16 protein-coding genes are annotated in these 15,696 nt (G+C 44.7%); 7 read left to right on the top strand and 9 right to left on the bottom strand.

Translation table 11 applies throughout. From position 1 onward, the window contains the following. Positions 1-137: 137 nt before the first annotated feature. From LC608_RS28355 to LC608_RS28345, 3 genes are all read right to left on the bottom strand, one after another. Entirely contained in the window at positions 138-722 is a 585-nt protein-coding gene (locus LC608_RS28355) for a sensor histidine kinase (protein WP_229556759.1), read from the bottom strand. A gap of 62 nt (positions 723-784) precedes the next feature. Further along, positions 785-1,402, bottom strand: coding sequence for a GAF domain-containing protein (locus tag LC608_RS28350; RefSeq protein WP_229556758.1), 618 nt, complete (start codon positions 1,400-1,402; stop codon positions 785-787). 414 nt (positions 1,403-1,816) lie between these two features. Further along, entirely contained in the window at positions 1,817-2,341 is a 525-nt protein-coding gene (locus LC608_RS28345; RefSeq protein ID WP_229556757.1) for a helix-turn-helix transcriptional regulator, read from the bottom strand. Between the two features lie 32 nt (positions 2,342-2,373). On the opposite strand from LC608_RS28345, the gene LC608_RS37375 reads away from it, so the two are divergent. The 7 genes from LC608_RS37375 to LC608_RS37355 all read left to right on the top strand — a co-directional run bounded on the left by LC608_RS37375 (position 2,374) and on the right by LC608_RS37355 (position 5,114). Beyond that, the gene (locus LC608_RS37375) at positions 2,374-2,691 is read left to right on the top strand and encodes a hypothetical protein (protein WP_229556790.1); all 318 of its coding nucleotides are present in this window, start codon (positions 2,374-2,376) and stop codon (positions 2,689-2,691) included. After that, a complete protein-coding gene (locus tag LC608_RS28335; RefSeq protein ID WP_229556787.1) occupies positions 2,595-2,804 on the top strand; it encodes an alpha-ketoglutarate-dependent dioxygenase AlkB in 210 nt (69 codons plus the stop codon). The genes LC608_RS37375 and LC608_RS28335 overlap by 97 nt, the downstream gene beginning before the upstream one ends. Before the next feature lie 81 nt (positions 2,805-2,885). After that, positions 2,886-3,152, top strand: coding sequence for a DUF3854 domain-containing protein (locus tag LC608_RS28330; protein ID WP_229556756.1), 267 nt, complete (start codon positions 2,886-2,888; stop codon positions 3,150-3,152). A 145-nt stretch (positions 3,153-3,297) separates the two neighbouring features. Next, positions 3,298-3,576, top strand: a complete 279-nt coding sequence (locus tag LC608_RS37370; protein ID WP_308189942.1) for a DEAD/DEAH box helicase family protein — start codon at positions 3,298-3,300, stop codon at positions 3,574-3,576. A 284-nt stretch (positions 3,577-3,860) separates the two neighbouring features. Next, positions 3,861-4,151, top strand: coding sequence for a hypothetical protein (locus tag LC608_RS37365; RefSeq protein WP_308189941.1), 291 nt, complete (start codon positions 3,861-3,863; stop codon positions 4,149-4,151). Between the two features lie 56 nt (positions 4,152-4,207). Further along, positions 4,208-4,450 carry a hypothetical protein gene (locus tag LC608_RS37360; RefSeq protein ID WP_308189940.1) on the top strand — a complete coding sequence of 81 codons (243 nt, stop codon included), beginning with the start codon at positions 4,208-4,210 and terminating at the stop codon, positions 4,448-4,450. Next, complete coding sequence (locus LC608_RS37355; RefSeq protein ID WP_308189939.1) at positions 4,389-5,114, top strand: hypothetical protein; 726 nt, start codon at positions 4,389-4,391, stop codon at positions 5,112-5,114. Before LC608_RS37360 ends, LC608_RS37355 begins: the two co-directional genes overlap by 62 nt. A gap of 40 nt (positions 5,115-5,154) precedes the next feature. Here LC608_RS37355 and LC608_RS28320 read toward each other — a convergent pair whose 3' ends face one another. From LC608_RS28320 to LC608_RS28295, 6 genes are all read right to left on the bottom strand, one after another. Then, on the bottom strand, positions 5,155-8,049 hold the full coding sequence (locus tag LC608_RS28320; protein WP_229556755.1) for an NHLP bacteriocin export ABC transporter permease/ATPase subunit: 2,895 nt from the start codon (positions 8,047-8,049) through the stop codon (positions 5,155-5,157). 166 nt (positions 8,050-8,215) lie between these two features. Then, positions 8,216-10,474 (bottom strand): NHLP family bacteriocin export ABC transporter peptidase/permease/ATPase subunit, encoded by a 2,259-nt coding sequence (locus LC608_RS28315; RefSeq protein ID WP_229556754.1) that lies wholly within the window; start codon positions 10,472-10,474, stop codon positions 8,216-8,218. Then, entirely contained in the window at positions 10,461-11,906 is a 1,446-nt protein-coding gene (locus LC608_RS28310) for an NHLP bacteriocin system secretion protein (RefSeq protein WP_229556753.1), read from the bottom strand. The genes LC608_RS28315 and LC608_RS28310 overlap by 14 nt, the downstream gene beginning before the upstream one ends. Before the next feature lie 429 nt (positions 11,907-12,335). Next, complete coding sequence (locus tag LC608_RS28305; RefSeq protein WP_229556752.1) at positions 12,336-13,430, bottom strand: cyclic nucleotide-binding domain-containing protein; 1,095 nt, start codon at positions 13,428-13,430, stop codon at positions 12,336-12,338. 132 nt (positions 13,431-13,562) lie between these two features. Next, entirely contained in the window at positions 13,563-14,780 is a 1,218-nt protein-coding gene (locus LC608_RS28300; protein ID WP_374108469.1) for a hypothetical protein, read from the bottom strand. A 94-nt stretch (positions 14,781-14,874) separates the two neighbouring features. Continuing rightward, on the bottom strand, positions 14,875-15,681 hold the full coding sequence (locus LC608_RS28295) for a MinD/ParA family protein (protein ID WP_229556751.1): 807 nt from the start codon (positions 15,679-15,681) through the stop codon (positions 14,875-14,877). Between the last annotated feature and the right edge of the window lie 15 nt (positions 15,682-15,696).

The raw sequence follows: 15,696 nt of genomic DNA, 5'->3' as shown, positions 1-15,696 counted from the left end.
GCCAATCGTTACTTTACCTTATTAAGCGACAAGTCTATTGTATTCATGCCAGTTCTTGACGGGAAGGTTACTAGATGACGAGCAGTGGTACTGAAAGCGATAGTGGAAATTGGTTGCCATAGACTTGTGCATGATCCTCACGCTCGATCGAGCATGACAACAATTTCAGTTCCCTGTCCCGGCTGGCTTTGAATCCTCAATTGCGCTCCAATTCGCTCTACCCGCTCACTCATACCTAATAAACCAAACCCACCGTTTGAGATACTACCCACTCCAAAACCTCGTCCATTATCTTTTACACGCAAGCTACAGTGTGCAGATCCATACACCAACTCAATGCGAATTTCGTCAGCATCAGCATGTTTGATGGCATTAGTCAAAGCTTCCTGTCCCATCCGCAGTAAGTTACTCTCCACTTCAGCCGGTAAGGGATAAACGGTACCCTTGATTTCATAATGAAGTTCTGTATCGATCGCGGCTCTCATTTGAGCTACGAGGCGACGCAAAGCAGTTTGTAAACTGCCCTCCTCTAAAAGCTGAGGACGAAGCGCTGTCACTGAACCCCGAGCTTCAGTCAATCCAGTTCGTGCCAATTCTTTAATCATGTCCAGATGAAACTGGGTCGGTTCTAAATCATCCATTAACACTTGTATTGCAGCTCCCACCTGAGCAAGAATGCCTGTAAATGCTTGAGTCAGTATGTCGTGAATTTCTCGTGCCATGCGGTTGCGTTCTTCCAGAATTGAGGCTGCTTCGGCGCGTTTACGATCGCTAATATCTAGGATCAGCCCATAGTATCCTCTGACTTGAGTATTGCGGTCGAAATCGGGGATATAGACCGCACTGATACGTTTGTTGCCAGATGGATAGGAAAGTTCTGCCTCAGTTGAATGTAGGGATCGTTGATGAAATGACCTTCATGAGCTGCGTCATTGAGGATGACAGATTCACGGGCGCGAATCACATATTGGACGAGCGATTCAGCTAAGTGATTTGTAGTCGGAATCGATTGCAACACTTGTGTTGTACAGGAGTGCTCACCATCGTTCAGTTCACAAACAACTTCAACCAACCATTCTCCTGAGTCTTCCAGAATCAAGTATCCCGTTTGCGCCCCAGCATTCTCGATTAAGATATTCATTAAGGAACGAAGCAACTGCTCCAGTTCAATTTCACGAGCGATCGCTTGTGATGCTTTCATCACCGTTGCCAAATCGAGCGCGATATCTGAGCGATTAGAGGTAGTTCCAGAAGTAGTGCAGATTGATGTGGCAACCCTACCTGATGTTTCAGGAAATAGCTGCGGATATCCAGTTTCTAAGTCTTTGACCTTTGCTACTGCTCTCCAGCGTTCATAGCAAAAGATTGCAGTTCCGTCATTTGCTGCTTCATATTGTGGCAATCTATTCTCCTTACGGTAGGTTCGCCCATTAAAAAAAATATCCGAGGGATTAATGCGCTGTAAAGCTTATACAGCTTAATTTAGATAGGATTCTTGTAAGCACTTATCCCGGTACAAGGTAAGGGAAAGAGTAAAGCGACTGCGGCATTCCCATTAGGGTTAAAATTTGTTGTTGAAGCTCACCGAGTGGAGTGGCGACGATTATGGCCAAAGCGATCGCGGCAATACTCCTGAAAGGTTTTGTGTGGTTTAGCCATTATTCCACCCCTTTAGTTCGTAAGTATTTGCTGGAACTCAATTGCAACGTAGATTTTAAGCATAGTTAGAAACTGCCATTGTAGAGAGCGCAGTGCCCAGGACAATAGCTTCTCAAATGATGTAGAGGGAAGAGCAAGAGGATTGATGATCCCAATATCAAGCTTTTTCCTCAGTTTCTGCAATCTTTTGATATCCAAACAAATCATTAGGAGTGCATTGTAAGCTATCACAAAGTTTCGCCACCCTTTCAAACCATTCAACACCGCTGCGATTATTTTCCCAATTCCGAACGGTTGTTTCCGTAACTCCCACTAAATCAGCTAATTGCCGTTGTGTTAAACCAACTCTTTGTCGCAGACTAGCGATTCCCTTGGATGGTTCATTTTCATTGAGGGGAGGATTCAAGGCGTTAATTAATGCTCTTTCAACTTTAAAAAGCAAATCTTCTTGTACTTCAAGGTAAGAAATTCTGATTCCTGACTCTTCAATCAAGCTAGATAGCTTGTAATGAGATTGAAATCCATTGCCCGACTCAAGCAAATCTACAGCGAAATCGCTTGTACAGCCGAAGTAAGCGACAAACGCTGGAAGGATGTCTGGATTTCCGCCATTGTTAACTATCAGCCAAGCAAGATTCAGAAAGTTACCCTCGCTGCCCCCGACAACCGAGCCCTCGCCCAAGCCGAACTCAACAGCTATATCGCTGAGCCCAAGTGATCGCTCCCAAACCCCTCACAATAGTCGAAATCTCGTTTGACCATCACGAATATTACGCTGGTGATGAACTGGTAGGCAGCATCAGCCATGACGATAATCTAACCCAGCCTTGGGTAGTGATGATAAACGGCACTGAAAAATTCCGAGCTAACACCTGGGCAAGATGCAACCGCTTCATTGAATGGCATCACCAAGATGGAACACTCAACGAACCAGGATTGCTTCAGTCAGCCTGGGGTCAGTTCGCAAGTTTCAAATTAAACCGAGAGATGGCAGACCAACGGATTTCTGGCTGGAACACGGGAGTTTGTTGATCATGCACCCCGGTTGTCAATCAACTCACCTTCATCAAGTTCCCAAGACCAACAAAGTAGTCGGCACTCGAATTAATCTCACATTTCGACCGCACACAGAAGGCGGGAGATGAGAAGGGGAAAGGGCAAAGGGGAAAGGAATTGTTCTCACTCCTTTAACCCTTACCCTTTAACCTTTACCCAGCCCAAAGGCAATGCTGGCTATTGAGGATTTCATAGCCAGCACAAGCTCTCACAAAAAGTTGAATCGGCGGCATGGGTGCAATGCCGCTCCATTTGCAACACAGGGGAGACAGGTTAATATTTGCTTTGACCAGGACAACAAACCTGAGACAGTTCAACGGGTAAGAACCGCCATCAGTCGCATGGGACGGCTGCTGGTAAATGAAGGCTGTTCCCTGTGGGTGATTGATTTACCTGAAGGACTTGAGAAAGCAGGGCTTCAATCCAGCCCATTCTGAACTGATGCCAGTTAAATTATGAAAAACTTCTACAGTACGTGTTGTAAATCTGTTTCGAGTTTTTTCGGCTGTGATGTACCGACTTGTTGGCTTGGAGTTATCCGTATTCTTTGTAATTTGGCAATACAAGTTTTTTTGATTTGCCTTGACAGCGATCGCACTCAACCAAAGATTCCTTGGACAACTTCTCGTCCCCGAAGGTGAAAAGCTGATTATCCTCAAGGCTCCCAAAGGTACTGGCAAAACCGAATGGCTGGCAACTGAGGTGGCGAAAGCACACGACCAAGAGAGACGGGTATTAATAATCACCCATCGCATTCAACTGGGTGGGGCATTGTGTAATCGGTTTGGTGTTAACTATGTTACTGAAGTCCACACTTCGGAGACAGGCACATTACTAGGATACGGGGTGTGTGTTGATTAGCTACATCAGGAAAGTCAGGCGCGATTCAACCCCAATGACTGGGCGAATGATGTCATTATTATTGATGAGTGCGACCAAGTATTCTGGCATTTGCTCAACTCTGGTACGGAAGTGCAGAAGCGTCGGGTGTCTGTTCTCAAAAACCTCAAACAACTGGTACAGAATGTTTTGGGCAGCAGTCAGGGAAAGATTTATCTGTCTTCTGCCGATGTCTCAGATACTGATGTGAAGTATGTTTTAGGATATTTCAGGGTGTACAGCCGACTAATTCTGTGCGTCAGATGTTGGCAAGGGTTAGGGAGACAGTTGACCGTCACATTTGGGTCAGAGAGTGGGGGATGTCGGTTGTAGGGAATGGCTCTACATCGATAGGGGGATTGCTCAGAAGTCAACACGTTGCAACACAAGCGAACATTGCGCTGTTGTCGGCGGCCGACAATGACGATTACAGCTATGTTGACCAGAACTTCCAGCCGGAGTCATTGCAGACCTGGGGTAAGCGTGGTTCTGTGATTAACGTTGAGATGCGGCGCTATCGAGAATCGGTGCTTGCGGGTTTGGTCGAAGATGGGTAGCAGAGTGTGAAGCGATCGCTAATTCTGTTGAACTCTCACAGACTGAACTCAAGAAGTTGCAAGACAAACGGGCGAAAACGAAAACCGAACGACATCAGCAGCGCAAGGCGGAATTATCCCGTCGCTACGAAATTGGCGTAACCCCTGATTTGGTCGAGAAAGATGATGACGGGTGGTATCCTCAACTGCGGACGCACTACTATTTGACAGTGGGGCGAGAGTTTCTGACCAACCGTGATGCTAAACGGGCAGCAAGCAGCGCAGTTAGAGGCTGGGGAGAATTCTATTTGGAAACCTGACTTTAACAAGGGGCAGTTATTACCTGCTGTGTTGTTACTGGAAAATCTGAATCTGTTGCAGTTTCTCACACCAGACGTTCAGTTGCGGGGGTCTGATGAAAAGATGGTGGAGTTTAAAGCGCTGGCTATTGTGCATCGGCACGTTATCAAAAATTACTTGAATGTTAGTATCTCGGAAAAACATACACCGATAGCGATCGCTCAGAAGTTACTTGCCAAAATTGATTTGAAGTTGGATTATGTCGGTCGGTTGGGCAAGCGTGAAAATCGGGAGTGCGTTTATCGGTTTGTCTCACCCGATGATCAGCGTGATTCGATTTTTAAGCAGTGGTTAAATCGGGATGAATTATTTCAAAGTGAGTCGGTGTCAGTCACTAATAATATAGTTTTATCGACACCCGTCAGTGACACAAACTCCCAAATATTAGAAGAGGTAGTGCCCAGTCCCCAAGTCCAAGCCTGGAAGGGGCTGAAACTGAAAATGCAGCAAGGCTTGGACAGCGCTGGCTCTTTCTACAGGGAGTTAGTCTCCAAGTTTGGCGAGGCTGTTGGAGTGGCTGATGGGGAGCCGTTTTGGAATGGCTATCTGGGGCAGTGGCAGGTTTGGGTTAACTTTGCCCACGGGTGCAAGTCTGTGGTGTGCGATTGGTTGGTGGCAGCGTAGGGAAAATCACGTATCCGTAGCTTTCATAAATCTCAAGTAGCTAGGCCATTTGCCGAGCTATTAACTGGGCAAATAGACCTTCAACAGCAGCTAGTTCTTGAAAATTTCCTTGCTGTACAACCCGGCCTGCTTGCAGTACATAAATACGGTGAGCGTTGCAGATAGTACTAAGTCGGTGAGCGATCGCAATTCTGGTAACTTGTAATTTATCTAAACTTTCACTGACAATTGCCTGAGTTCTGTTATCGAGGGCACTAGTAGCCTCATCGAATAACAAAATACGGGGTTTTAATGCCAAAGCGCGAGCAATCAACAACCTCTGTCGTTGCCCCCCAGAAAGATTGCCACCTCCTTCACTAATCACTGTATGCATTTCCATTGGCATCGTTGCAATATCATCAGCAAACCCAGACATTCGCGCAGCTTCCCAGGCTTCATCTAGGGTAATCTGAGCGCCACCAGCAATGTTATCGAAAATCGAAGCGGCTGTTAGTTGCCCACCTTGCAAAACTACACCTAACTGTCGACGTACAGCGTCTACATCTAAACCAGATAAGTCTTGCCCATCGTAGTAAACAGTACCAGATTCAGGAGTTTCAAACCCTAGTAATAAACGGAATATAGTTGATTTTCCACTTCCAGATCCTCCTACAAAAGCAATAAACTCCCCAGGTTCCGCAGAGATACTCACATCATCCAACGTTAGCGCTCCATCACTGCGGTAGCGAAATGTCACATGATCCACAACAATTCTGCCGATGAGCTTGCCTGGATCAGCTTTGCTGAGATTCACTTCCGGTATGGTTGCCAAAATTGGCTGGGTGCGTTGCCACTGAGGGACAACTTGCAAAACATCAGTAACTGTATTACTCAGGTCTGTGGCTCCTCTAATAAAGTTGCCAAAGGCTGCGTTGAAAGCTAGGAAAGTACCAAGAGATAATCCAGTCGCTCCTGAAGTCTGAGCTTCTTCAAACAAACTAATGGTAAACCAAAAAAGTATTCCAGAAGTCAGTGTGGGCATCAATGTATTGAAGAGTGCCACAAAGTCTTCAACTTGCTGTGTACTGAGTTCAAGTTTCACTTGTCGAGAGTAGTTTTTACTCCAAGAAGCGAAAGCCCGCTCCTCAGCACCAGCAACATGCAGTTTAGAAATTCCGTTGATTAACTGCACTGTCTGTCCAAAAATATCCCCCTGCAATTCTAGTAGTGGACGCACCTTACGCAGGAGGAGTACACCAGAGAAGCTAGTAACAGCAACAGCAACTACTGCAACAGCAACAGCAACTAAGGCTAATTTGAAGTTGTAGTAAAACAGTTGCCCTAAGTAAAATAATGCGAACAGACTGGTAATCAGATTTATTAGGGTTTTGCCACTGAGTTGACGACGAATCGTAGTAATCGATGATACGCGAGATTGTAGGTCGCCTGTTGTATACTGGCGAAAAAAGGATACAGGAAGATTAAGCAACCGATCCCATACAGCTGCTTGAGTAGAAGCATCAGAAGCCGTTTCCATTCGCAGAATAGCAAAACCTTGAGTTAGCTGAAATAAAGCTGTTCCCAAAGCAGCAACTAGCAAGCCTAATCCAACTTGTAGTAATAGTCCCCTATCGCTATCTGGAATTGCATTGTCCATGAGAATTGCAGTTGCTTGGGGTGTGAGCATCCCTAGCAATGTTACGGTAATACCAGTAAATAAAATAGCAAGTAGTTCTCTTCCTTGTCCTTTAAATGCGAATTGGAGTATATCTAAAGCTTTAAGTGTCTTATCGGGCAGAGACCGATAAAACATATAAGCAACGGGAGCCAGCGCTGCGGCTCTATTTTCATCAACTCTTAGGCGAGTTTGCTCAACTGGATCAAATATTTCATAGCTAGTTGCAGATATCGGTAACAGTGCAACTGGTCGATTGTCCTGCTTGGTGTAAGCTACCAAAGCACCAGAATCCTTTTCCCACCAGTTGCCCCGCAACAACACCCGCCGCATCCGAATGCGTGAAGCCCGGACAATTGCCTCCAACGGCTCTTTAACTCGCTTCAGGTTTTCCGAGCGAGCCGGAGGGCAGATGTTCACCCCTAAAGCCCTTCCAACCGCACCAGCAGCAACTAACAAAGGTGTGCCTTCGAGGAAAAAGTCTCCGTTTTGATAATTCAGAGTCGATGCTAACTCTCCTAGAGCCTCTGCCGTGACTTGGCGATTGAGATGTTGGCGATCGCGTAACCTTTGTAGTTCATCCTCGGCTTCTTGCCGATCTAAAAGGTCAATAGAGTGGAGAAATTGAGTATTAAACTGCGACAGCCCTAAAAGTAGAGTATCTGAATTGCAGATTTCTGAAGTAGCTAGAGTGGTAAGTTGAACCTCCTCCACAGCTTCTAGCCAGATTTTATCGCTGAGGCAAAAAGTTCCTGCTGCACTTGTCAAAGTCAAATCCTCAAACCCCAAAAAGCGGACAGTCCCTTGCTGAAGCCGTACCCAACAAACAACACCCGCTTCCGATTGGAAAGTCTGACCAGCGATGAGAGAAAATCGTGCCTGTCCAGAAGCCCTCACCTGAATTGCTGGTGTGGCTAACTGGGGTACATTACCAAGTTGCTCAAGCCAATTTTCTACCCAAGCGTTAGCAAAGCTCGCCGTAGGCATCGTTGCATCTGCATTAGCTACTAACTCACTGAAGCATTCTTGATGTACTTGTAGTAGTTCTGTCTCTCCAACTGGTACTGCCAAAATTTGGCGGTGCTGATTAGCCGTGCCAAAAAGAGCCTCCCCCGCACTACAACTGCATAAATAACGGCGAGTACCTTCGATAACACCATTTTTAACTGTGACAGCAAACAATGTGATCGAGCCAGATTGAATTACCCAAACCTTGTAGGGATCGTCCAGCAGTATCGGCTCATTGCCTGTAATTTGGTAAAGTAGCCCTTGTATCACCATAATTATTTAGTTAGTTGTTAGTTGTTTAGGACTTACGTAATAACCTTTGAAACCCTCTTTACTTTGTGCCCTTCGTGTCCTTTGTGGTAGTCTGCGGCAAGCCGCTAATGCGTCTACGTTTTTTTTAGTTCTGTTGTTAGTTATCGCCATGTCTCGCCCATCTACCTTACCCTTCCTGCAAAGCTTCCCCTTCAGTGCAGATTAACCGCGAGTACACACCTTCAACTTCCCACAATTGTTTGTGAGTGCCCCGTTGCACTACCTTTCCGCGTTCCAGGACGATGATTTCATCACAGTCTCGAATCGTGCTTAATCGGTGTGCGACGATAATGCAGGTACATCCGCGCCGCCGGAGATTCTCGTCAATGTTTTTTTCCGTCTCTACATCTAGGGCGCTGGTAGCTTCATCCATGATGAGTATTGAAGGGTTATTCACGAAAGCACGGGCAATTTCCAGCCTTTGTCGTTGACCTCCACTTAAATTTGCAGCCCCTTCTATCAGTTCTGCATCGTACCCTCCAGACATTGAGAGAATTACATCGTCAATAGCCGCATCCTCACAAGCACGGATCAAATTTTTATCTGCGATCGTGGCATCCCAGAGGGTCAAGTTGTCTCTTACCGTGCCGCTAAATAGCAAGATATCTTGTTCCACCATTGCAACAGAATTAGTGAGTAATTCGTGGGGAATTTGCTCTCTGGGTTTACCATCAAAGAGAATTTCTCCTGTCGAAGGTTCGTAAAGCCCACTGATGATTTTGGCAACGGTAGACTTACCAGAACCGCTTCCACCTACCAGGGCTACTCGCTGTCCAGGTTTTATTGACAGGTTAAAGTTTTCAATCAAGGGAGGTTCAAGGGGACTATAGCCAAATGAAATGTTCCGCAACTCAACATACCCCTGTAATCTTGGCAAAGGGGAAAAATTATCTATTTGCTCCTCTGCTCCCCGTCTTCTCTTTTCCAATTGCGGATCTGTCGGGTTGTCTAGCACATCATCCAGACGAATCAAATTGCCCTCAAGTTCTTGTAAAGTACTGCCGAAATTGACAAGATTGTTTACAGGTTCCTCGAAACTCTGCATTAAACCTTGAAAAGCTATGAGCATTCCAATACTGAGGTGTCCATCCATCACCCGTAAACCACCTACGACCAACAGAAGCATCGAAGAAAGGGCAGATAAGAGGGTAGGCAATACTGAGAATGTTTGATTTGTTACGCCCAGTTCTTGCTGAGAATTAAGAGCTTTAGTATAGTAACCTGACCACCGAGAAAAGAAATCTGGCTCTAATCCTGATGCTTTGAGGGTTTCTATACTTTGGAGAGCAGCGATCGCCGCACCAGCAGCTTTACCATATTCTTGTATCAACCGCTGATTAGCATCTACGCGCTGTCGAGAAATCCACTGTAAAGTTAAGACATTGACAGCAGCAAAGCTAACTACAACCAAGGTTAGTACCCAGTCATACTGAAACATAATCAGCGCGTAAAAAATCACCATTACTGCATCAATGACAGTAGTTGCCAAACTTCCAGAAAGGACATCAGCAACTTGGTCATTGAGACTGGTACGGTTACTGATTTCTCCGGCAAAGCGTTGGGCGTAAAAGCTAACAGGTAAACGCAGAATATGCCAGAGAAAGCGGCTGGACATCCCCACAGCCAACTTAGTCTTCAAGCGACGCAGATATCGTAACCGTAGTAGCGTTAGCCACCCCTGAAGTACAGATGCAATCGCCATTGCCAAAATCAGGGGACGCAACCAGTGCTGCCGTTGTTCAACCAAAATCTCGTCTACGAAAATCTGGCTAAATACAGGTATCGCTAGCCCGATAATAGTCAAGAAAAATCCCGCTATTAGGCAATAAACTAAAGCACCAGCAGCCCCTTGCAATCGTTTCCACAACGATAAAACCATGCTGGGATTACGACCACCTTTCGTAAACTGTGTGCTTGGTTCCATTACCAGCACCACTCCGGTATATCCCTCGTCAAATTCTTGTAAAGACAGATGACGCGGCCCAGTAGCGGGGTCATTTAGATAAACGCGAGAAGAGCTAAATCCCTCTACTACCAAAAAATGATTGAAGTTCCAAAACACAATATAAGGAGGGCGTAAGTCTTGCAACTGCTTCAGTTCTTTTTTAAAGCCTTTGGACTGGAGTCCGTAGCTTTTGGCAGCTTTTAGCATGTTAGATGCCTTGCTACCATCCCTAGAAACACCGCACTCTTGACGCAGTTCTGGCAAGGGCACAATTCGACCGTAGTAACCTAAAATAATTCCCAAAGCAGCAGCACCACATTCCACAGCCTCCATTTGCAGGAGGGTTGGAGTCTTGACACGCCCCCTTCTACTTTGCAGCAGTTTTTGTAAGGGCTGCAAAGGATTAATAGGTTTTACTAAAGTCCAATTAGTTGATACCACTGAAAGACCTCAGAATAGGTAAAACATACGTGAGGGGAGCGCGTTCTTCTACCTTGACTCGAACAACAGTAGTAATTCCAGAAGAAATTTTGAGTTGCGGCCCGGTGGAAGAAGACCACTTGTAACCACTGAAAGTTGAGGAATCTGGCTCTAAATCAGCGAATACTTGCATTACTCCTTCTTGTTTTCCAGACATTAAACCTTCCACTACTTCTGAATTACCCACCACATTAGCAGCTCCCTCCTTCGTGATGGGAAATGGTGAAACGCTGTTAATAGTGCCCACGATGCCGCCAAAGCGTTCCCGCTTCACGGTTTGGGGAGTAATTTGAACCGTCATTCCTGGTTGAATTTTCTTGCCCTCTGCGATCGCAAAATAGGTTATGCTAACCAGTTTGCTAGATGGATTTTCCTCATCTATACTTCCTAAGCGGGTTCCTGCATTGACAACTTGTCCAGGCGTAACCGTGATTTCTAAAATGCGTCCGTTGTGTTGGCTGACAATCTGGCTGTTAGTGCTTAGTTGCAATTCGAATTTGGCAATCTCGCGCTTGATTTCTTGAATCTCGTTTTCGCGGGTAGTTGTAGTTTGCAAGTTTTCTTGAGCTAGACTAGCTACCTTACTATTCTGTTCTTGCAACTGAGCTTGGATGTTTTTGATTTCGTTCAGGTTTGAGAGGTATTGTTGTTGTGCATCTGCTTCCTTGAGGTCTAATTGCTTTAATTGAGATTCAGCCTCATCAATGCTTGCACGGGCATTGTCGTATTGTTGCTGTGCTTCTAACACCACATCGTCAGGAATCGCTCCCTCTCTCAATAAACTCTGGCGATTGTCTAGTCTTTTTTTATGGGTAGGAAGCGACCCTCGGAGTATTTGCAAGCGTCGTTGTAGATTGAGGCGATCGCGTCCTATTGACACCAGTCCTTTCTCCTTCAGTATAGGTGTCAAATCCTGCATGATTTTGAGTCTTTGCTGAAGAGTTAGGCGTTGCTCTTGGATTGCTTTTGTATCAAGCTGCTGACGCTGTATTTGTATTAAGCTAGCGTTGCGATCTTGTTCTTCTAATTGGACTAATTTAGCGCGCGCTAGTTGTAATTGCTTACGCAGGTCAACTTGGTCAACCGTCGCCAACACTTGCCCTTTTTTAACAACATCCCCAACTTTAATATTAAGAACCAGCAACTGCCCTGAGCTTAGTGATTGCAGTGGCACAACTTTGCTTGGGTAAATCATTACTCCTCGCCCTTCAACGGTGATAGGGATGCGTCCATAAATACTCCAGACTATGCCTACTCCTACTAGGGAACCCAAGGCGAATAGCGGTAGCCAGCTTTTAGGACTGACGACTTGCATCAGTTGGTCTAATCTTTCTGGAGAAGATAGCCGCTCTAGTGATTCTTTGCGGAATAAGCTACGTTTTTGGTCTAACATTTACCTTCACGTTAATATTTTTATAAATTCTCGATTTTTTAGTGAGATTAAAGTTATAAATAGCATTGCCAAATTATTACTAAAAAACCTTCTTCATTATTCTCTCTGCGCCATGCCAGTTGCTACAAGTTGGGCATTGCCCGTCCAACGCACTGGCTCCTCTGCGTCTTGGCGGTTCGTTTAAAAAAAATATTTTAGTGTTGCTGAATGATATGTGAAAATATCACGCAGAGGCACAGAAGATTTGTAGTTTGCTATTATTAGAGTAGATGAAGATGTATTTTAATACAATTCAAAAATTTCAGGTGAAACTATTATTATTTTCTGTTTTTCGTGATAAATTTGCAGATTGAGTGAAACTGGCGGCAGAAATGATTGCTAAAATCGCTTACAGCCGCCATTGATTTAAACTAGGCAATACAAATAAATTCAACTTACTCTTAACCGTTCCTGCATCCATTCAAATCTTTTTCCAGCCAACGCCATACGATCCAAAATACTGGCATCAAGTTCATCCTCATATTCAATATTTTCATCCAGTGGCTGACCTTGATTATAAACGCGTCTACCATAACCAAGGCGACTGAGTATTCCTTGAAATTTATTAGAAAGTAAAGTGGCAATCACTTGATAAAAACGAGATGCAAATCCGATATCTTGTTGCAGTTTTGCCGCTACTTGCTGTCGTGAAATAGACAAAACTATTGAGTCTTCAATAGCCTTAATGGTTGCAGAAGGTAAGCGACCATCAATAAAGGGTGTTTCTCCCATAATTTCACCTTTCGATAATTTTGCTATCTCTCGGTTGGAAATTTCGCCGTCCTCTATAGCTGCAAAAGCACGAGCTAAAGGATTACGTTCATCATCGGAAACAGAGAGTGACATTATTCCACTTAGTAGGATATACAATGCATCCACAGGACCTTGTTGATGGATGAGTACGGTATTAGCAGCAATTCTGTGCTGAGTTCCACAAGCCATTATCCAATCGATGTCACTATCATGCAATTTTCCTAATACAAATAATACATCCTTTAGTGGTTGCCCTTGGGCTATATTGCTACGACCAAGTTGATTGATGATACTTTGTATTCTATCTGAAAGCATAATGGCGATCGCTCGATAAAAGCGCGAAGCAAAACCAAGATCCTGCTGCAATTTTCCCGCCAATTCTTGTTGAGGAATTGACAAAACTAGCGACTTTTCTACAGCCTTAACGGTTGTAGCTGTAGGGCGAGTACTAACAAAGGGGACTTCTCCGACTACCTCGCCACTAGATAACCTCGCAATTTCTCGACTGGGATTTTCAATACCTTCTATGGCTGCAAAAGCACGAGTCAGAGGGTTGTTATCAGGTTCAGAAGCAGTAACTGTTAAAATTCCATCTAATAAAATATGTAAGGAATTAACAGCTTTCCCTCCCTGAATGAGTACAGTACCAATGGCTATTTCTCTTTGATGACCTTTAGCAATCATCCAATCAATGTCACTGTTAGTTAATTCTTTAAGTAGGACTTCTGTCATAGGTTACTTACCCTACGTTTTATGAATGGGAACTTTTAGAAAAACGAACCGCAGAGGCGCAGAGGAGCCAATGCGTTGGACGGGCAATGCCCGACTTGTAGCAACTGACATGGCGCAGAGGAATGAGATTCTTTATACAGGAAGGACTGTTTGCAATTTTTCAAAGGTTTGTTGGATGCGAAATTTTGCTTCTTTAGAAGCTAATTCTTCTAATGTCAAATTAGTTAAGCACATCAACATTAAAAGTTGCGTATTAGCATCTGTTAAATTCTCTAGGTAGTCAGTGTGAAAGCGCTGCAAATTTTCTGCGGCTGCCTTCACCAATGCCTGTAGAATCTTAAAAGCTCCATCGGAAAGTGGAGGTTGACCACGGTAGTTTTGCAATCTACCTCCTTCTCGATAATTAGGAAATGATTCTAACCCCAGAAAGCGTAAGCACCAATCGGCTCGATAGAAGCCTGTAGCTGCTACAATGCCTCTGTAGTCTGCAATTAGCTCGTCGAGGATATTGTTTCGCATGGAGTTAAATAAACGACGTGTGAAATAGTGCGTACATTCATGTTCCAGTCGAATTGCTAGGGATAGGCTCTGCCATTGGGATTCCTCAAGTTCCATGTCGCTGGCTGAAACATTGCTATAAGAACCGCCACTCAAAATAATGAACTTATCTTGATAGAGTTCTTTTTGCGGGATTAATCGCTGAAATTCTTCTTGCCAACTACTTTGGCAACGATTAGCAAAACTTTCAGCTTCCCATTTTTGACGGTACTGACGAACCCTGTCCCAGTTATTAAACCCGCTAACTATACAGGCTCCCATAGATGCAGGGACTGGGTGGGGTTCATTTCGCTTTGTTAAAGCTTGTACCAGAGAAACAAAGTCTTCTCGGTTCTCAGCTAACAATACTGGAATGGTTCCAGCCAAGGTTTGGTGTAGTAATAACTGGAGTTTCTGGGGTTGCTGCAAGACTAAACCAGTCGCCTCTGTCATCCCATCTACTGCAACACCTCTGCGAGTAGCAGCTTGATAAGCCTCAGTTTGGCTGATACCCTCAACTATGGGAAATCTCAACTGAACCAGTACGCGCTTTAGTGCTTCAAATGTCCCCACAACTTTTGCAGCCAGAGCGTATTTTTCCCAAGCAGCCACATGAGCTTCGGGGGGGAGAGGAAACTTAGTATCGGTTAAGATGCTGTGGTTAAAAACGTTTTGGTTATATACCAATAGTTCCTCCGCCTGTGCAGCAGTAGCTCTAAAGTCGGCGAGGACATGAGAACGGAATGATTGTTGATCAATCATCAGCGTAGGTGTAATCCGCACTTCGACAAACTCAGTGACCATCGTAGACATAGCCTCCAAAAATAGATCACAAGGATGAAAGAGATGAGGAGGATAAGAAAGATAAGGGAGATAATTCTTCATTCTGCCTCCTGCCTCATGCCTCCTAAGTCCTGGCTCCTATCTCCTGCCTCTCGACAACACCAGCAATCTGCTCAGTCATCTCTTTGATTGTTTGAGTGATGGAATGCTGAGGATAACGCAGAGAGAAAACACCATTACTTGCTAGCTGCACCACCTCTTCAGAAAGGGGTAAAATCCCGGCCACCGATACGTTGTAGATTTTCTCTACCTGTTGTTGTAAATCCTGAAAATTCAAGCTTGGTAAGGCTTTATTAATTACCAACAACATTTTTGGCACTCTCAATTTGCGAGCTACATCCACTGTCACAGCAGTACCCTGGAAGTCTTGATTATCTGGACGGAGGAGAATTACCAAAACATTAGAAATACCGATGGAAAGTAAGGTTTCTTCATTCAAACCCGGATGTGTGTCAATTAGTAGGTAATCCAGTTTCAAAGTGCGGATAAGTTCTTGAAAACCATCGTTAAGGCGGACTACATCGTAACCCTCACGTAGAATTCTGGCGATTTCACCCGCTTTGATACTAGAAGGAACTAAATAAAGATTACCCTTGACTGTACCTGTACTTCCCTGGTCTGCAATTAAAGCATCAGTAACATCGTAAGCAGCATCTTTAATATTACAACGACCCCATAAATAGTCATTGAGAGCGAGTTCCATTTTGTTCTCATTAAGCCCGAAAATAACGTGAATTCCAGGCGATTGGATATCAGTATCGATGATACCTACACGTTGCCCCCCAAGCGCCATAGTAGATGCTATGTTGGCAATCAAATTTGATTTGCCAGTACCGCCACGGAATGAATGAACTGCAATAATTTGTGCCATAAAGTTACCTCGTTG

This window comes from Nostoc sp. XA010, from assembly GCF_020829625.1.
Lineage (GTDB): Bacteria > Cyanobacteriota > Cyanobacteriia > Cyanobacteriales > Nostocaceae > Nostoc.
Note: the sequence above shows the minus strand (reverse complement) of the source record. Positions and strands in the feature narration are given on the sequence as shown.

Bases quoted from the DNA above. Each gene is read 5' to 3' on its own strand.
- LC608_RS28295 (WP_229556751.1), bottom strand. From the start codon at position 15,681: ATGGCACAAATTATTGCAGTTCATTCATTCCGTGGCGGTACTGGCAAA.
- LC608_RS28320 (WP_229556755.1), bottom strand. From the start codon at position 8,049: ATGGTGATACAAGGGCTACTTTACCAAATTACAGGCAATGAGCCGATA.
- LC608_RS28305 (WP_229556752.1), bottom strand. From the start codon at position 13,430: ATGACAGAAGTCCTACTTAAAGAATTAACTAACAGTGACATTGATTGG.
- LC608_RS37355 (WP_308189939.1), top strand. From the start codon at position 4,389: ATGCTAAACGGGCAGCAAGCAGCGCAGTTAGAGGCTGGGGAGAATTCT.
- LC608_RS28355 (WP_229556759.1), bottom strand. From the start codon at position 722: ATGGCACGAGAAATTCACGACATACTGACTCAAGCATTTACAGGCATT.
- LC608_RS28330 (WP_229556756.1), top strand. From the start codon at position 2,886: ATGCTGGCTATTGAGGATTTCATAGCCAGCACAAGCTCTCACAAAAAG.
- LC608_RS28300 (WP_374108469.1), bottom strand. From the start codon at position 14,780: ATGTCTACGATGGTCACTGAGTTTGTCGAAGTGCGGATTACACCTACG.
- LC608_RS28310 (WP_229556753.1), bottom strand. From the start codon at position 11,906: ATGTTAGACCAAAAACGTAGCTTATTCCGCAAAGAATCACTAGAGCGG.